Source organism: Yersinia enterocolitica subsp. enterocolitica (assembly GCF_901472495.1).
Classification (GTDB): domain Bacteria; phylum Pseudomonadota; class Gammaproteobacteria; order Enterobacterales; family Enterobacteriaceae; genus Yersinia; species Yersinia enterocolitica.
Map to the genome: position 1 here is coordinate 882,965 of NZ_LR590469.1, position 16,022 is coordinate 898,986.

Sequence of the window (16,022 nt, forward strand, 5' to 3'; positions counted from 1 at the left end):
CCGTAATGGCCCTTTTGTCATGTTATCTAACGGATATTTATACGGTAATATCGGTTGGGCGTAATAACATATATAAGCGGAACAGATACACCAGCAATAATGCAGAAACCAGATTACTCAGTGCGCTTAAAACCACACTAGCAATAGGTGTCGGCAACGCGGTCAGGTGATTGACCAAATATAACAAAATCAGTTTAGCTGCTATCCACAACATCATCGCCGGAATAATCAACCGAACATTGGCAAAGGCCAATTTAACACTGGTTTTCATTGCGGCGAAAACACCCATCTTTTCCGTGCTCACGATAATCGGTGACAGTGAAAGTGCCACAGCAATAATGATACCCGGCACGATAAACAGGGTTATTCCCAACTGAATTAACAGCGTACCAATGAACATCAGCAGCAGTAAGCGGGGTAAAATAGGTACTGAAATACCAATTGCCTGCAATGCGCTAACACGACGGCCTTGAGAAACCATAGAAATCAGTGTCAGCATGCCACCGACTAATAAAACATTACCCACTAATGCGGAGAAGGTGGCCGCCGCAGACACTTTGAGCAGAATAATCTGTTGCTCTGGTGTGAGTTGTGCCACCAACTCTGTAATGCTGAGATTCCCTGACGACGCAAAATCACTTTCTGTGGAACTTAAAATACTCAGTTGTTCAGTATCAGGGATAAAGGCCTGATTCAGCATGACGGTAATGAACGCAGTCAGTAGCGCCAGTAACAGAATGGCGGCCAGTTGATTACGTAAAAAGTTAAAACTGTCACGGTATAAAGTGTTAGCCGTGATAGGCATGAAAGCTCCTTGGGATCGAAAAAATAGCGCTTAGCCGATGATTATACCTTGTTATGGTGCGCTGTGGGATCCTGTCATTGGCCAACGGCTGATTTCTTCTAATCTAATAACCTCGATGTTATCAACAGGTAACGGTGGCAAGCCATAATGGGCGCGGGCGCGGTCACAATATGGATTGTGAATCCCCGCTGCTCCTGACTGCTCAAATTCATGACAGGGAGGTGGGCGGTCGTCGTAGATTGAACAAGAAACCGACTGGCCGACCTCGCCCTGGAGGGCAATGCAGCGGGAAGATTTGCCATTAGTGCCGGACATGCAGCTAATAAACGGGGTGACCTGCTCGGTCATGGCAGAGGGAACTGTACCGCCGCCATCTTTGGCCTCCGACCAATAAAATGAGACTCGAAAATAGGCACAGCAAGCACCACAACTGACACACGGATTAATTTCAGCGCTCATCTTGAATCTACTGCTCCTGACAAAGTAAACAGCCAACCGATCACGATTTCACACATACAACATCCAAGCATAGCAGCATGACAACTGTTGTCTTTTTCAGCAATGGTCATAAGCACAATTTGGTGTAAACGGCCATTTATGATCCAGATCAATTTCAATATTATTAAGGAATTAAATAACCCTACTTAAATTGGGATTTATTTAAATTGTTACTAAAGATGTGATCTCGATTGGATCATGAATACTCATTTGTGGGTATATTCTGTCCGCGAATATACCCACAAATGGAATGGATAATGAAAAAAGTCACTTTGGCAATATTAGCCGTAGCAACTCTGGCATCGACTGCGGTAAGTGCGCATCAAGCAGGCGATTATATTTTCCGGGCAGGGACGGCAACGGTCAGACCCAATGCCGGGTCTGATGATGTATTAGGTTATGGTTCCTTCAAAGCAGATAACAATACTCAGTTGGGCCTGACTTTCAGTTATCTGGTTACCGATAATATCGGGGTGGAATTGCTGGCTGCTACGCCTTTCCGTCATAAAATAGGCCTTGGGCCGACCGGTGACATCGCTGAAGTTAAGCAACTGCCTCCGACATTGATGGCGCAATATTATTTCCGCGATAAACAAGACAAACTGCGCCCGTATTTGGGTATTGGTCTGAACTACACCACTTTCTTTGATGAGAAATTCAACAATACTGGCGCTTCTGCCGGATTAACGGATTTAAGTGTAAAAGATTCTTGGGGTGTGGCGGGTCAGGCGGGTCTGGATTACATGGTTAGCGAAAACTGGATGGTGAATATGTCTGTCTGGTGGATGAATATCGAAACTGACGTGAAATTTAAAGCCAATGGCCAGGAGCAAAGTATTCATACCCGCCTTGATCCTTGGGTGTTTATGTTTGGTGCTGGTTATCGTTTCTAATTATCCTTCGTCCTTGGCGTGACAGCGGTGTTAGCTGGGCTCACTTACCCGAATCACTGACTGGTTGTTGAACTTAAAATAAACTGGTTGTTGAACTTAAAATAAATAGACTCATCGGGATGCATTTGCTGGCTGCCTGGCTATCACACCAATGACTTTGGCTAATATTTTTCGTTTTTAGCATCAATAGGCGGGGGATTGTACCGAATGGGTCGTAACGGCGTAAGCCGTCGGAGTGCCCATCGGTGCAGTCGCCCCGCCAGTCTCCAGACTATAAGATGTGCATATCCACAGATGATTAGCGAATCAGCATCTGATCACTAACAGATTTCACCCCAGGTACGCTTCGGGTAATCTGTACTGCGCGGTTAGCATCCTGACGTGAGCTAACAAAACCACTCAACTGAACCCGCCCTTTGAAGGTCTCAACACTGATTTCAGTCGATTTTAGATTCTTCTCACCTAACAGCGCTGATTTCACTTTAGTGGTGACCACTGTGTCATCCAGATAACCCCCGGTTCCTTCCGATTTTGCTGTAGGAGCGCAGGCGGATATTGCCATCGCCATAATCACTGCAACGCATAAAGCTGAAATAGTTTTGAAAATCTTCATAAATGACTCTCCATGTTTATCAATGCTATAGGGCATATTGGATAAACCAATAGTCCAAAGTGCTATTAACGCATATTTCACTCAGGTGCGCTGACACCCACCGCATGCTAAATGTAAAGAAATGCTTAGTGTGTTACACATTATTAGTATTGGTTATGAATGACTTTAATTCAAATTTTCAGCAGATAGATTGGGGAAAAGGTATTGAAAATAAGGAAGATAGCGCCTGAATCTGATGCATCATCAGGCGCTCTGGGGAAACTAGCTGCGGGTGGCTGCTTTCATATTGGTCACGAAGTTGGCCAATTGCGCGAGCATCTCTGCGGGCTGTGAGACATTGTTTTCAATGATTTTTACAATAGCAGAACCTGAAATGGCACCTGCTGCCCCAGCCGCCAGACTGATTTTTACCTGCTCAGGTTCTGAGATACCAAAACCTTGTAGAGCCGGAGCCGCATTGTATTCACACAGTTTATCTATCAAATGATTCAATGGCAGCTGTCCGTGATTCTCAGCCCCCGTCACACCCGCGCGGGAGAGCAGATAGGTATAGCCACGGCCATGAGAGGCTATTTCTCGCAATAAATCATCATCGGCATTAGGCGGGCAGATAAAGATAGGCGCAATCCCGTGGCGCAAGGCCGCAGTACGGAACGGTAGAGACTCTTCAAACGGCACATCAGCAATCAGCACCGAGTCGACACCGACATCAGCGCAGCGCTGGTAGAAAGTATCTATCCCATTATGGAATACCAGATTTGCATACATCAGCAATCCAATGGGAATGGTAGGGTGCTTTTTACGGATTTCTGCCAGCATCTCAAAACAGATACCAGGGGTAACACCAGCGGCAAAAGCACGTAGTGCGGCGTTTTGGATCGTCGGGCCATCAGCCAATGGATCAGAGAAAGGAATGCCCAACTCCAATGCATCAGCGCCTGCGGCAATCAAGGTGTCGATAATTTCTAAGGAGAGAGCTGGTGTTGGGTCGCCGAGTTGCACGAAAGGAACAAATGCGCCTTCGTTTTTGGCAGCCAACTGTTTGAAAAGCTGTTGATAACGCTCCATTAAATTTCTCCCCGCGCTTTCAGAATATCGTGAACTGTGAAAATATCTTTATCACCCCGCCCGGACAAATTCACCACCAATATCTGTTCTTTTTCCGGCTCTGCTTTAATCATTTTCAGGGCATGGGCCAATGCATGGGAAGACTCCAACGCCGGAATGATCCCTTCTTTGCATGACAGCGCTTTAAACGCATCCAGAGCTTCGTCATCAGTTACTGACACATAATCAGCGCGTCCGATGCTATTCAAATAAGCATGTTGTGGCCCGACAGATGGGAAGTCTAAACCGGCAGAAATTGAGTAAGATTCTTCAATTTGACCATCACTGGTTTGCATCATCGGTGATTTCATACCGAAGTAGATGCCCACTTTGCCATGTTTTAGTGGAGCACCATGTTGACCAGTTTCGATACCCAGCCCAGCTGGTTCCACGCCAATCAGCCCTACACCCGGCTCATCGATAAAGTCAGCAAACATGCCAATGGCGTTAGAACCGCCACCGATGCATGCCAGCACCGCATCGGGCAGGCGGCCTTCTCTGGCCAACATCTGAGCTTTGGTTTCTTCGCCAATCATCCGCTGGAATTCACGCACAATAGTGGGGTAAGGGTGCGGGCCTGCGGCGGTTCCCAGCATATAGTGGGCGGTTTCGTAGCTACCAGACCAGTCACGCAGGGCTTCATTACACGCATCTTTCAGCGTTGATGAACCGCTGTGAACCGGGATAACTTCAGCCCCCATCAGGCGCATACGGAAAACGTTTGGCGACTGACGCTCAATGTCTTTGGCACCCATATAGATGCGACATTTTAAGCCCAATAAGGCACAGGCTAATGCTGAAGCTACACCATGCTGACCAGCACCAGTTTCAGCAATGATTTCTGTTTTACCCATGCGTTTGGCTAATAAAGCCTGGCCTAAAACCTGATTAGTCTTGTGCGCGCCACCGTGTAACAAGTCTTCACGTTTCAGATATAACTTGGTTTTGGTTCCCTTGGTCAGATTTTGACACAGGGTCAGAGCGGTTGGACGCCCAGCATAGTTTTTTAACAAATCCTGAAATTCCGCCTGAAATTCAGGATCCAGTTGTGCACTAACAAAAGCTTCTTCCAGTTGTTTCAATGCTGGCATCAGAATCTGGGGTACATACATTCCCCCGAACTCGCCAAAATAGGGATTCAATGTGGTCATTTCTTTGCCCTTCATAGGATGAACCAAAATATATTTGTAATAAAGCCAGCACGTCATACCCAAAGTCATTGGAGTTACAGCCAGGCAGCCAGCAAACGAATCCCGATGAGCTGACATCGGTAAGTGATTCGGGTGAGTGCGTGCAGCTAACAACCCTGTAGCTTCAAGTACAAAGGGTATAAATTAGTCAGCGCGTAATGTCTGGAATACGGCGGCAATCTTTTGGGGATCTTTAATGCCGGGGGCGCTTTCCACCCCAGAATTGAGATCCAAACCGGCGCAGCCTAATTGCGCCGCAGCACCGCAGTTATTCGGCCCCAGCCCACCCGCCAGCAGCACGTTATCCAATGGTTGATCGGCTAATAATGACCAGTCAAAACTCTGGCCAGTGCCGCCGTTGCCATTATCCAAAACATAGCGTTCAACATGCTGTAAGTGGCGAACTGGCATGGTGTCAGTGACACTCAATGCCTGCCAAATCTGGCAACTGGCAGGCAATATTTCGCGCAGTTGGTTGATATAGCTTTGATCTTCATGCCCATGTAACTGCACGGCGCTTAGCGACAGCCGTTCAGCAGTTTGTTGTATGGTTTCGACTTTTGCATCACGGAATACGCCAACATATTTCAGCGGCGCACCACTGATAACGGTGCGGGCCTGCGCAATGTCTACATAACGCGGTGAGCTGCCGACAAAAATCAACCCGCCATATACCGCACCGGCCTGATAGGCGGCGGCGGCATCTTGGGCGCGGGTCAGACCGCATACCTTATTTTCACCCAATAGCACGCGGCGCACCGCCGCATTCAGGTCAGTTTCAGACATCAATGCGCTGCCAATGAGGAACCCGTTGGCAAAGTGGCTGAGTTCGCGCACTTGCCGGTAGTTATTGATACCTGATTCGCTGATAACCGTCACGCCCTTGGGCAGACGCGGTGCCAGTTCGCGGGTGCGATTAAGGTCGATAGACAAATCACGTAAGTCACGGTTATTAATACCAACGACTTTTGCCTCTAATGCAATAGCGCGATCCAGCTCCTCGGCGTTGCTTGCCTCCGTCAATACCCCCATGTTCAGGCTATGAGCCACGGCGGCCAGTTGGCGGTAAGTCTCATCATCAAGCACAGATAGCATCAGCAAAATAGCGTCAGCCTGATAAAAACGCGCAAGCTGGATTTGGTAGGCATCAATAATAAAATCTTTGCACAATACGGGTTGAGTTACCGCCGCGCTGACTTGTGGCAAGAAGTCAAAATTGCCCTGAAAGTATTTTTCATCCGTCAGTACCGAGATAGCCGAGGCATAATTCTTATAAACATTAGCAATCTCTGCTGGATTAAAATTATCGCGAATAACGCCTTTGGACGGCGATGCTTTCTTGCACTCCAGAATAAACACCGTTTTGTTGCCCTGTAGCGCCTGATAAAAGTCGCGCTGACTCAAGGTAATGTCATTTTGGAAACTGGCCAGAGGCTGTTGTAATTTCCGCGCGGCAACCCAGATTTCCTTATCGCGCACTATTTGGTGAAGTACCGTTTTGTTAAGCCCAGAATCCTGCATGATTTATCCTCTTGCTGCCAGAGCGGTAACACGTTCAAAAGGCTGACCGCTGTGAATCATTTCCAATGCTTGTTGTGCGTTATGGCGCAGGTTTTCCTGCCCATGCAATTTCAGCAATAATGCGACATTAGCCGCGACTGCTGCGGCATGCGCGGCCTCACCCTTACCTTGTAACAACCGTGCTAAAATGTCACGGTTTTCTTCAGGTGCGCCGCCCTGTAACGAGCCAAGCTCAAAGCGGTTTAAGCCAAAATCTTCCGGTGCTAATTCGTAGCTTTCAATGCTGCCGTTATTCAGCTCCGCGACCTGAGTTGGTGCATGAATCGCCACTTCATCCATGCCACCGCCATGCACTACCGCCGCGCGCTGATAACCCAGCACTTTAAGGGTTTGAGCAATCGGCAACACCAATTCCGGGCTATACACCCCAATCAGTGCCAACGGCGGGCGGGCCGGGTTAATCAATGGCCCTAACACATTAAACAAAGTTCGGGTTTTGAGTTGTTGGCGAACAGGCATCGCATGGCGAAAACCGGTGTGATATTGCGGCGCAAACAAGAAACAAACACCTAACTCATCCAATGCCAGACGTGACTGCTCGGCGCTCATGTCCAGGCGAATACCAAAGGCGGCCAACAAGTCTGACGAGCCGGAACGGCTGGACACACTGCGATTACCGTGTTTGGCCACTTTCACGCCACAACTGGCGGCAACAAATGCGCTGGCCGTGGAGATGTTAATGCTGTTGGTGCCGTCGCCACCAGTGCCGACAATATCGGCAAACAGGTAATCGGGGCGCGGGAAGGGTTGAGCATCAGCTAATAAGGCTTGTGCTGCGCCGGCGATCTCAGCGGGGGTTTCGCCGCGCACTTTCATGCTGATTAATGCCGCCGCCAATTGGCTGGCTTCCAGTTCACCCCGCACAATCGCGGCAAATAGCAGTTGGCTTTCTGCCTGAGTCATCGACTCGGCGCGAAACAGTTTTTCTAATAACAATTCTTTTGGTAATAGATTGTGCATCATCAATTCCTTAAATTTTCATCCCCAAATAGCCTGGAGTCACAGCTAACACTCTTGCGGTTATACGCGCGAAGGGGATAGCGCCCAGGCTAAGGTTTGCTCCAGCAAACGAGCACCCTGGGTGGTTAAAATCGATTCTGGGTGGAATTGGTAGCCACAAATCCGATGGGCATCATGACGAACCGCCATGACCATCTCGCCAAAACGGGCGTTAACCGTGAGTTCTGTTGGGATATTGCTGCCGACTAACGAGTGGTAGCGGGCAACCGGTAAAGGATTAGGCATTCCTGCAAACATACCCTGTCCGTCGTGTTCAATGGCAGAAGCCTTACCATGCAATATTTCACCCGCCTGACCCACATGGCCGCCATAGGCTTCGACAATGGCTTGATGGCCAAGGCAAATTCCGATAATCGGTAGCTGGCCGCGTAAACGCTGTAACAACTCAGGCATACAGCCAGCCTGCGCTGGGGTGCCGGGGCCGGGTGATAGCATCAACACCGGTTGTTCGAGTTGTTGCAAACGCTCAATAATGGTGTCAGCCGCAATTTGGTTGCGGTATATCACTACGCGATGGCCACTGGAACGCAGTTGATCAACCAGGTTGTAGGTAAAGGAATCGATATTATCGAGCAGCAAGATATCGGCCATTAGATTATTTTCCATTAGAACACCTCCCTGGCGTGGTGTGCGGTGGCGATAGCGCGTAACACCGCGCGGGCTTTATTGCGGGTTTCATCGGCTTCCGCCTGTGGGATTGAATCCAGCACCACACCGGCACCGGCTTGTACTGTGGCGATACCGTCCTCGACATAAGCCGAGCGAATAACAATACAGGTATCCAAATCACCATGAGCGGTAAAATAGCCGACAGCACCGCCGTAACTGCCGCGACGCGCCCCCTCACTGGCGGCGATTAATTGCATCGCCCGAACTTTTGGCGCACCGCTTAATGTCCCCATGTTCATGCAGGCCTGATAGGCATGCAGCACATCCAAATCGTGGCGCAACGTGCCCACTACGCGAGAAACCAGATGCATAACAAAGGAATAACGGTCGACTTTGGTTAAATCAGCCACATAACGGCTACCCGGTTCACAGATACGCGCCAGGTCATTACGGGCTAAATCCACCAGCATCAAGTGTTCCGCCAATTCTTTATGGTCGGTACGCATTTCCAGTTCAATGCGACTGTCCAAATCGCGGTCCAGTTCTCCATTCGCGCGGCGGCCGCGTGGGCGCGTCCCGGCAATCGGATAAATTTCAATTTGACGATTGGTCGCATCATATTTCAGTGCGCTTTCAGGTGAGGCACCGAACAGGGAGAATTCGTTATCCTGCATGAAAAACATATATGGGCTTGGATTGCTGTCTTTCAGTGTTTGATACGCCGCCAGTGGCGACGGACAAGGCAGTGAGAAACGGCGAGAAGGGACGACCTGGAAAATCTCACCCTCGCGGATTGCCTGCTGTAACTCGCTGACAACGGCACCATATTCTTCATCTGATTGGTTACACTGTAACGCCATCTCTGGTACTGACTTGGCAGGAATGGCCTGCGGTGCTTGTTGCAATTGGTGGGCTAGCTGTTCTAAACGAGCCGTCAAGCGCTGGTGCTCGCTATTATCCGGGGTGAACAGGCTGGCTTGTAATGTTGTTGAGCGATGTTGATGATCTAACACCAACAAGGTTTCAGCTAAATAGAAGCAGAAGTCCGGACAACGTTGGTCTTGGCGCAACTGCGGCAAGTTTTCAAAACCGGCGACCAAATCGTAGGCGAACAAGCCACCCAAAAACATGGCTTCTCGCTCGGTCTGCGGGGCATCGACCAGTTTCAGCAACAAACGCAAAGCATCGAAAACGGATAGCGCTTGTAAGCGGGAGTCTTCATCCTGCACATCAGTAATCACGGGGAATGTTAATTCGCGGCCATTAGGGCGGACTTGAATCTCAACTTGCGCTGGCAATGCTGCGTCCAGCAATGGTAATAAAGCCGCACCATTGCGTGTCAATGCTTCAATGGTCACCTTCTGCCCCAGAGCGGTGATACGCAGCGCACTGTCGATAATCAGCAGACTTTTCAGGTTCTGCTTGCTGGTCACTTCCGCTGACTCAAGCAGTAATGTTGCTGGCCGCGCGCCGCAAAGCTGATGGAACAGCGCGGTTGGGTCATCACGGTAACACGCCGTGGTGGTCAGTAACTGTAAAGTGGGGCGCGAGGTTTGCATCGTTTGTGGTTCCTGAAAAAAGGTATATGCCGAAATCTATGCCCAAAATAATTCGAGTTACAGCAAGGCGGCAATCGGGTGAGAGAGCAGCCAACGCACATGTAGCTTGAAATATGACGGGTACATTCATAAAAAAACCCGCTATTAGCGGGCTGAAGCAATCTGCACTGTCTGATGACTGATATGCGCGATTACACCGCCCGGAAGAGGGAGATGTGCCACCAACGCAGTAAGGAAATTAGGGAAGTTTTCATTATCAGTCACTCTCTATGATTGCTTTCATTGTGTTACTGCACAAACGGTGTTGCTCGGTGTTCCTGAGCAGCATCTTGGTATCTCGTGAACTTGTGTACTAGTTAACTGGTTCGCGAAATGAATGTCAACCCCTGAATGATTGTTTTTAACCAACTCTTTTGGCCGCGATATTTGCCTGAATGAGTTGGACGCCAAACAAGATTGATTAACGTTAATGTCACATTAGCGAGTATGATAGTTAGCCACGCTTTTTCCGGACTTTTATTTTGTCTAATAAATCAGTTTTATCTAATAAACCCGTGTTGTCTGATAACACCACATCACCTAACTCGGCTGATTTAACTGATGTTGTGACATCAACAGCCTTTACTCTCTATGACCTACATAGTCATACCACCGCGTCGGACGGCTCGCTGAGCCCCGCGGCGTTGGTGATCAGGGCGGCGCAAATGCGCGTAGGTGTGTTGGCGATTACTGATCACGATACCACCGCAGGGTTAGCTGAAGCCGCTGCGACTATTGAGCAGCAGCAACTGCCCATCCGGCTGATTTCCGGTGTGGAGATTTCCACATTATGGGAAAATCATGAGATCCATATTGTGGGTTTGGGCATGGATATCCAACATCCCAGCATCTGCCAGTTATTAAGCCAACAGTCCGAGCATCGTTATAGTCGGGCGCAAGAAATCAGTGCCCGGTTGGCGAAAGCGCGTATTCCTGATGCCTGGGAAGGGGCGAATCGGTTGGCAGAAGGCGGCCAGGTGACACGAGGCCATTTTGCCCGTTATCTGGTGGAGTTAGGGCTAGCCAGTAACGTCGGCCAGGTGTTCAAAAAGTATTTGGCCAAAGGCAAGACCGGTTATGTTCCCGCGCAATGGTGTACAATAGAACAAGCCATTGATGCTATTAAGCAATCAGGTGGGCAAGCAGTGCTGGCGCACCCTGGGCGTTATGATTTAACGGCGAAATGGTTAAAGCGGTTATTAGCACATTTCGCTGAGCATGGTGGTGATGCGATGGAAGTTGCCCAGTGCCAGCAGGCCCCCCACGAACGGGCACAACTTGCTCAGTATGCGCGCGACTATAATTTACTTGCATCCCAGGGGTCTGATTTCCATCAACCTTGTTCCTGGATTGAATTGGGCCGCAAATTGTGGCTGCCCGCAGGGGTGGAACCGGTATGGCGCGATTGGCCGATAGAGAGTCAGTCCAGCTAATTCATACATTTAATGATTAGGTAGAGTTATGAGTCAATTTTTCTATATTCACCCAGAAAACCCTCAGCCACGGTTAATCAACCAAAGTGTGGATGTTTTACGTAAGGGTGGGGTGGTTGTCTATCCGACAGATTCGGGTTATGCCCTTGGTTGCCGCTTAGAAGATAAAACGGCAATGGAACGTATTTGTCGTATTCGCCAGTTGGATGGTAATCATAACTTCACATTGGTCTGCCGTGATTTATCAGAACTATCAACTTACGCCTATGTTGATAATCAGGCGTTTCGGCTGATCAAGAACAACACTCCCGGCAACTACACCTTTATATTGAAAGCGACAAAAGAAGTGCCGCGGCGTTTGATGAATGACAAACGTAAAACGATTGGTTTGCGTGTACCGTCTAATCCGATTGCGCTGGCATTGTTGGATGTATTAGGCGAGCCGCTGATGTCGACCACATTGATGCTGCCGGGCAATGATTTTGCTGAGTCGGATCCAGAAGAGATCAAAGAGCACTTGGGCAAACAAGTGGATTTAATTATTCACGGCGGCTCACTGGGCCAACAGCCGACGACGGTTATTGACCTGACTGATTCCTCGCCAGAAGTTATCCGCGAAGGTGCCGGGGATACAACGCCATTCCGTTAAATGGATTGGCGATATAAGTCATTGTTAGTGACATCCGAGTCTTTTTGAATCCCTGACTGTGAAAATAGTGTAATATGCCCGGTCACGAACCAGCGTGTTGAGGCGTTTGCGTCACTTTTTACGCGCCACGCTGTGTTCTAAAATGTATTACAATCAGTGAGTTCTGCTTGATTGTGAGTTTAACTTATTGATTACAATATATAACGCGACGCCTGTGAAGGCGACATTAGAGGTTGCTCAATGAGCGAGAAGTCAGAAGACCAAAATTTACCAAACTCAAAGCCACCAAGCCCTAAACCGCAGGGCGACAAGGTTGTGGGTGAAAAAACAAAAGTTGTCGGTGAGAAATTACAGAAAATCTTGGCACGAGCGGGTCATGGCTCTCGTCGGGAAATCGAAACCATCATTCAACAGGGCCGTGTCAGCGTTGATGGTAAAATATCAAAGCTGGGTGATCGTGTTGAGGTGACTCAGGCTACTAAAATTCGTCTGGACGGCCATCTTCTTTCGATAAAAGAATCTGAAGAAGCCGTGTGTCGTGTTCTGGCGTATTACAAGCCGGAAGGCGAGCTCTGTACCCGTAATGACCCTGAAGGCCGCCCAACGGTATTTGACCGTCTGCCAAAACTGCGCGGTTCGCGTTGGGTTGCGGTAGGCCGCCTGGACGTTAATACCTCAGGTTTATTGTTGTTCACCACTGATGGTGAATTGGCTAACCGCCTGATGCACCCTAGCCGTGAAGTTGAACGCGAATATGCCGTGCGTGTGTTTGGTCAAATTGATGACGAAAAAATCAAACAACTGAGCCGCGGTGTTCAACTGGAAGATGGCCCAGCGGCATTCCGCACCATTACTTTCCAGGGCGGGGAAGGGATTAACCAGTGGTATAACGTCACGTTGACCGAAGGGCGCAACCGCGAAGTTCGCCGCTTGTGGGAAGCTGTTGGTGTGCAGGTTAGCCGCCTGATTCGTGTTCGTTATGGTGACATCAATCTGCCAAAAGGCTTGCCTCGTGGCGGTTGGACTGAATTAGATCTGAAAGCGACCAACTACTTACGTGAACTCGTGGAGTTGGATTCTGAAACTGTCAGTAAATTGCCAGTTGAGAAAGACCGGCGTCGGGTCAAAGCTAATCAAATTCGTCGTGCGGTTAAGCGCCATACTGAAGTTGCTGGCCGCCAGGTTGCTGGACGTCAAGGCTCAGCCCGTAAAGGTTCTACCCGTCAAAACGTAGGTAACGCAGCTCCGGCAGCTGCTACTGGGCGTCGTGGGGCTAATAAGCGCGGATAAGTAGGTTATTTATGGGAAGAAATCATTTTCTTCCCTTTCTTTTTCTTTGAGTTTATCTTTCCTCTTAAATCAGATAATTACCAGTCGATACCTTGCTGTGCCTTAATACCAGCATCAAAAGCATGTTTAACCGGGCGTAATTCACTGACGGTATCTGCCATTTCCAATAGATCCCGATGGCAACCACGGCCAGTTATTATCACGGTTTGATGGGCAGGGCGCTGTTTTAGCGCGTCAACAACCTCATCCAGTGATAAGTAGTCATAAGCGACCATATAAGTCAGTTCATCTAACACCACTAAATCTAAGGTCGGATCAGCTAACATACGCCGCGCATGTTGCCAAACACCCTGACAGGCAGCGGTATCTGTTTCTCTATTTTGTGTATTCCAGGTGAAGCCAGTTGCCATCACCTGAAACTCAACACCATGTTGTTGCAACAGATTTTTCTCGCCGTTCGGCCATTCACCTTTAATGAACTGTATCACTCCCGCTTTCAGTCCGTGGCCAACAGCACGGGTTACGGTACCAAATGCAGCGGTAGTTTTGCCTTTGCCATTGCCGGTAAAAACAATCAAAATACCGCGAGTTTCTTGCGCTGCTGCAACCCGTGATTCAACCTTTTCTTTTATTTTTTGTTGGCGCTGCTGGTGGCGTTCTTCAGACATGAAACATTCCTTTATTCTGCGGGGCCGGGTTTACGGCCGGGTTGTGCATCGAAGCTGATACCGGTCTTTCTGCGGCTATCATCGCCCATCAGGTAGAGATAAAGCGGCATAATATCGGCCGGTGTTTTTAACTTATTGGTATCTTCATCTGGGAAAGCACTGGCGCGCATCTGAGTCCGCGTGCCCCCAGGGTTGATACAATTAACCCTCAGATTACTCTGCTTATATTCTTCAGCAAGTACCTGCATCATGCCTTCGGTGGCAAATTTTGACACGGCATAAGCCCCCCATCCAGAGCGCCCCTGACGGCCAACGCTGGAACTGGTGAATACCAAAGAGGCACTCGGCGACTTCAGCAGCAATGGTAATAATGCTTGAGTTAGCATAAAAATTGCATTGACATTCACTTGCATAACATCCTGCCAGACGGTGATATCTTGCTCTGCCATCGGCACAATCTCACCTAATAAACCGGCATTATGCAATACACCATCCAGATGCGAAATTTGCTGACTGAGCGCATCCGCCAGTTGCTGGCAATCTTGCGCTGTAGCATGTAGTAAATCCAGTTCCCAAACGATAGCCGCCTGACCGCCAGCCTTGGCTATCTGTTGCTGCACCGCAACAAGCTTGTGTAGGGTTCGGCCGACGAGAATCAAGCGCGCACCAAAACGAGCATAAGTCAAAGCCGCTTCGCGGCCAATGCCATCACCTGCACCCGTCACTAAAATAGTGTGATTATCGAGTAGGTCGTGTTTAGGTTGGTAATGCATAATTATTCCTCTTACAGGCGGCGTAAATTTGTTTTTTGCGCACCGCGATATCTCTTACATTCTTATATTTAAGCGAAACCAATGCAATTTTTCATTTGCGCAAGACGGCGGCCTGCGGGTTCGCTAGAATGCAGGTATCTCTTTAATAGCAGATGAATAAAGGCGGTATTTTGTGGAGTTATTTTCTCTGTACGGACTATTTCTCGCTAAAGTGGTGACCATCGTGGTCGCAATTGGAGCGGTTGTATTATTGGTTGTCAGCCAAGGAATGAGGAAACAAGGGTTACGGGGAGAACTCAATTTGGTCCCCCTCGGTGAGCAATATAAGGAAATGCAGCGTGAAATGCGTCTGGCGCGCATGAGCCATGCGGAGCGAAAAGCTTGGAGTAAAGAATTCAAAAAGCAGCAAAAAGCTGACGAAAAACTGAAGAAACAGCGCGCCAAATCTGGTGCAGTGGCGGCAGTAAAACCCTGTTTATATGTCATTGACTTCAAAGGCAGCATTGATGCCCATGAAGTGGCTTCATTACGCGAAGAGATTTCTGCGGTGCTGGCAGTGGCAACTGCACAAGATGAAGTGCTACTTCGTCTGGAAAGCCCTGGTGGCGTGGTTCACGGTTATGGTTTGGCGGCGTCGCAATTGGAACGTTTGCGTCATAAAGGTATACGTCTGACTGTTGCTGTGGATAAAGTCGCAGCCAGTGGCGGGTACATGATGGCTTGCGTGGCAGACCGTATCATTAGTGCACCTTTTGCTATTATTGGTTCTATTGGTGTTGTCGCCCAAATACCCAACTTCCATCGTTTACTTAAAAAGAACGATATTGACGTAGAACTGCATACCGCAGGTGAATTTAAGCGAACCCTTACCTTGTTTGGTGAAAATACCGAGCAAGGCCGCGAAAAATTCCGTGAAGATCTCAATGAAACGCACCTGCTGTTCAAGCAGTTCGTCCATCAACAGCGGCCGTCTTTGGATATCGATGCTGTTGCTACTGGTGAACATTGGTTTGGCACCCAAGCCAAAGAGAAAGGGCTGGTGGATGCCATTGGCACTAGCGATGACTTACTGATAGCTGAGATGGATAATCATGAAGTTATTGGTGTGCGTTATTCCCGTCGTAAACGTCTGATGGAGCGCTTTACAGGCAGTGCAGCGGAAAGTGTAGATCGTCTATTATTACGTTGGTGGCAGCGTGGTGAAAAACCACTATTATAACCTGACGCGAAGTGGATTCGGTGAGATAAAAGCAGGGGGCTTGGCCCCCTGTTATTTTTGGTTCAAAGGCTAAAGG

General features: G+C 48.8%; 15 protein-coding genes, 2 pseudogenes and 1 other annotated feature. Of the genes and pseudogenes, 5 read left to right on the forward strand and 12 right to left on the reverse strand.

Annotated elements, in window-relative coordinates; all coding sequences use genetic code 11:
* Nucleotides 1–37: 37 nt before the first annotated feature.
* Together FGL26_RS04115 and FGL26_RS04120 are read right to left on the reverse strand one after the other, a co-directional pair.
* Nucleotides 38–805 carry a YciC family protein gene (locus tag FGL26_RS04115; RefSeq protein WP_005169326.1) on the reverse strand — a complete coding sequence of 256 codons (768 nt, stop codon included), beginning with the start codon at nt 803–805 and terminating at the stop codon, nt 38–40.
* Nucleotides 806–856: 51 nt separating this feature from the next.
* Nucleotides 857–1,264: a YkgJ family cysteine cluster protein gene (locus tag FGL26_RS04120; RefSeq protein ID WP_005169329.1), complete on the reverse strand. Its 408-nt coding sequence runs from the start codon at nt 1,262–1,264 to the stop codon at nt 857–859.
* Between the two features lie 296 nt (nt 1,265–1,560).
* Here FGL26_RS04120 and ompW point away from each other — a divergent pair, with 296 nt between their 5' ends.
* The gene (ompW, locus tag FGL26_RS04125) at nt 1,561–2,196 is read left to right on the forward strand and encodes an outer membrane protein OmpW (RefSeq protein WP_005164191.1); all 636 of its coding nucleotides are present in this window, start codon (nt 1,561–1,563) and stop codon (nt 2,194–2,196) included.
* 298 nt (nt 2,197–2,494) lie between these two features.
* On the opposite strand, the gene FGL26_RS04130 is transcribed toward ompW, so the two are convergent.
* The 8 genes and pseudogenes from FGL26_RS04130 to trpL all read right to left on the reverse strand — a co-directional run bounded on the left by FGL26_RS04130 (nt 2,495) and on the right by trpL (nt 10,129).
* Nucleotides 2,495–2,809, reverse strand: a complete 315-nt coding sequence (locus tag FGL26_RS04130) for a BON domain-containing protein (protein ID WP_005169331.1) — start codon at nt 2,807–2,809, stop codon at nt 2,495–2,497.
* A 261-nt stretch (nt 2,810–3,070) separates the two neighbouring features.
* Complete coding sequence (gene trpA, locus FGL26_RS04135) at nt 3,071–3,877, reverse strand: tryptophan synthase subunit alpha (protein WP_005169334.1); 807 nt, start codon at nt 3,875–3,877, stop codon at nt 3,071–3,073.
* Nucleotides 3,877–5,067: a tryptophan synthase subunit beta gene (trpB, locus tag FGL26_RS04140; protein ID WP_005169337.1), complete on the reverse strand. Its 1,191-nt coding sequence runs from the start codon at nt 5,065–5,067 to the stop codon at nt 3,877–3,879. The genes trpA and trpB overlap by 1 nt, the downstream gene beginning before the upstream one ends.
* Before the next feature lie 183 nt (nt 5,068–5,250).
* Nucleotides 5,251–6,627, reverse strand: coding sequence for a bifunctional indole-3-glycerol-phosphate synthase TrpC/phosphoribosylanthranilate isomerase TrpF (gene trpCF, locus FGL26_RS04145; RefSeq protein ID WP_005169339.1), 1,377 nt, complete (start codon nt 6,625–6,627; stop codon nt 5,251–5,253).
* 3 nt (nt 6,628–6,630) lie between these two features.
* Nucleotides 6,631–7,620 (reverse strand): annotated as a pseudogene (gene trpD, locus FGL26_RS21890) (anthranilate phosphoribosyltransferase); the annotation flags it as partial.
* A gap of 108 nt (nt 7,621–7,728) precedes the next feature.
* A pseudogene (locus FGL26_RS21895) lies at nt 7,729–8,298 on the reverse strand (glutamine amidotransferase-related protein); the annotation flags it as partial.
* A 14-nt stretch (nt 8,299–8,312) separates the two neighbouring features.
* Nucleotides 8,313–9,875, reverse strand: a complete 1,563-nt coding sequence (locus FGL26_RS04160) for an anthranilate synthase component 1 (RefSeq protein ID WP_032912714.1) — start codon at nt 9,873–9,875, stop codon at nt 8,313–8,315.
* 128 nt (nt 9,876–10,003) lie between these two features.
* Nucleotides 10,004–10,105 (reverse strand) — a sequence feature (Trp leader region).
* Nucleotides 10,067–10,129 carry a trp operon leader peptide gene (gene trpL / locus FGL26_RS04165; protein WP_100206133.1) on the reverse strand — a complete coding sequence of 21 codons (63 nt, stop codon included), beginning with the start codon at nt 10,127–10,129 and terminating at the stop codon, nt 10,067–10,069. Its footprint overlaps the feature before it by 39 nt.
* A gap of 300 nt (nt 10,130–10,429) precedes the next feature.
* On the opposite strand from trpL, the gene rnm reads away from it, so the two are divergent.
* From rnm to rluB, 3 genes are all read left to right on the forward strand, one after another.
* Nucleotides 10,430–11,347, forward strand: a complete 918-nt coding sequence (gene rnm / locus FGL26_RS04170) for an RNase RNM (RefSeq protein ID WP_407842437.1) — start codon at nt 10,430–10,432, stop codon at nt 11,345–11,347.
* A gap of 28 nt (nt 11,348–11,375) precedes the next feature.
* Complete coding sequence (locus FGL26_RS04175; RefSeq protein WP_005169358.1) at nt 11,376–11,996, forward strand: L-threonylcarbamoyladenylate synthase; 621 nt, start codon at nt 11,376–11,378, stop codon at nt 11,994–11,996.
* A 240-nt stretch (nt 11,997–12,236) separates the two neighbouring features.
* Nucleotides 12,237–13,286: a 23S rRNA pseudouridine(2605) synthase RluB gene (gene rluB, locus FGL26_RS04180; protein WP_005169361.1), complete on the forward strand. Its 1,050-nt coding sequence runs from the start codon at nt 12,237–12,239 to the stop codon at nt 13,284–13,286.
* 77 nt (nt 13,287–13,363) lie between these two features.
* Here rluB and cobO read toward each other — a convergent pair whose 3' ends face one another.
* Complete coding sequence (cobO, locus tag FGL26_RS04185) at nt 13,364–13,954, reverse strand: cob(I)yrinic acid a,c-diamide adenosyltransferase (protein ID WP_005169362.1); 591 nt, start codon at nt 13,952–13,954, stop codon at nt 13,364–13,366.
* Nucleotides 13,955–13,965: 11 nt separating this feature from the next.
* The gene (locus FGL26_RS04190) at nt 13,966–14,727 is read right to left on the reverse strand and encodes a YciK family oxidoreductase (protein ID WP_005169364.1); all 762 of its coding nucleotides are present in this window, start codon (nt 14,725–14,727) and stop codon (nt 13,966–13,968) included.
* Nucleotides 14,728–14,899: 172 nt separating this feature from the next.
* On the opposite strand from FGL26_RS04190, the gene sohB reads away from it, so the two are divergent.
* Entirely contained in the window at nt 14,900–15,946 is a 1,047-nt protein-coding gene (gene sohB, locus FGL26_RS04195; protein ID WP_005169366.1) for a protease SohB, read from the forward strand.
* The last annotated feature ends 76 nt before the right edge of the window (nt 15,947–16,022 follow it).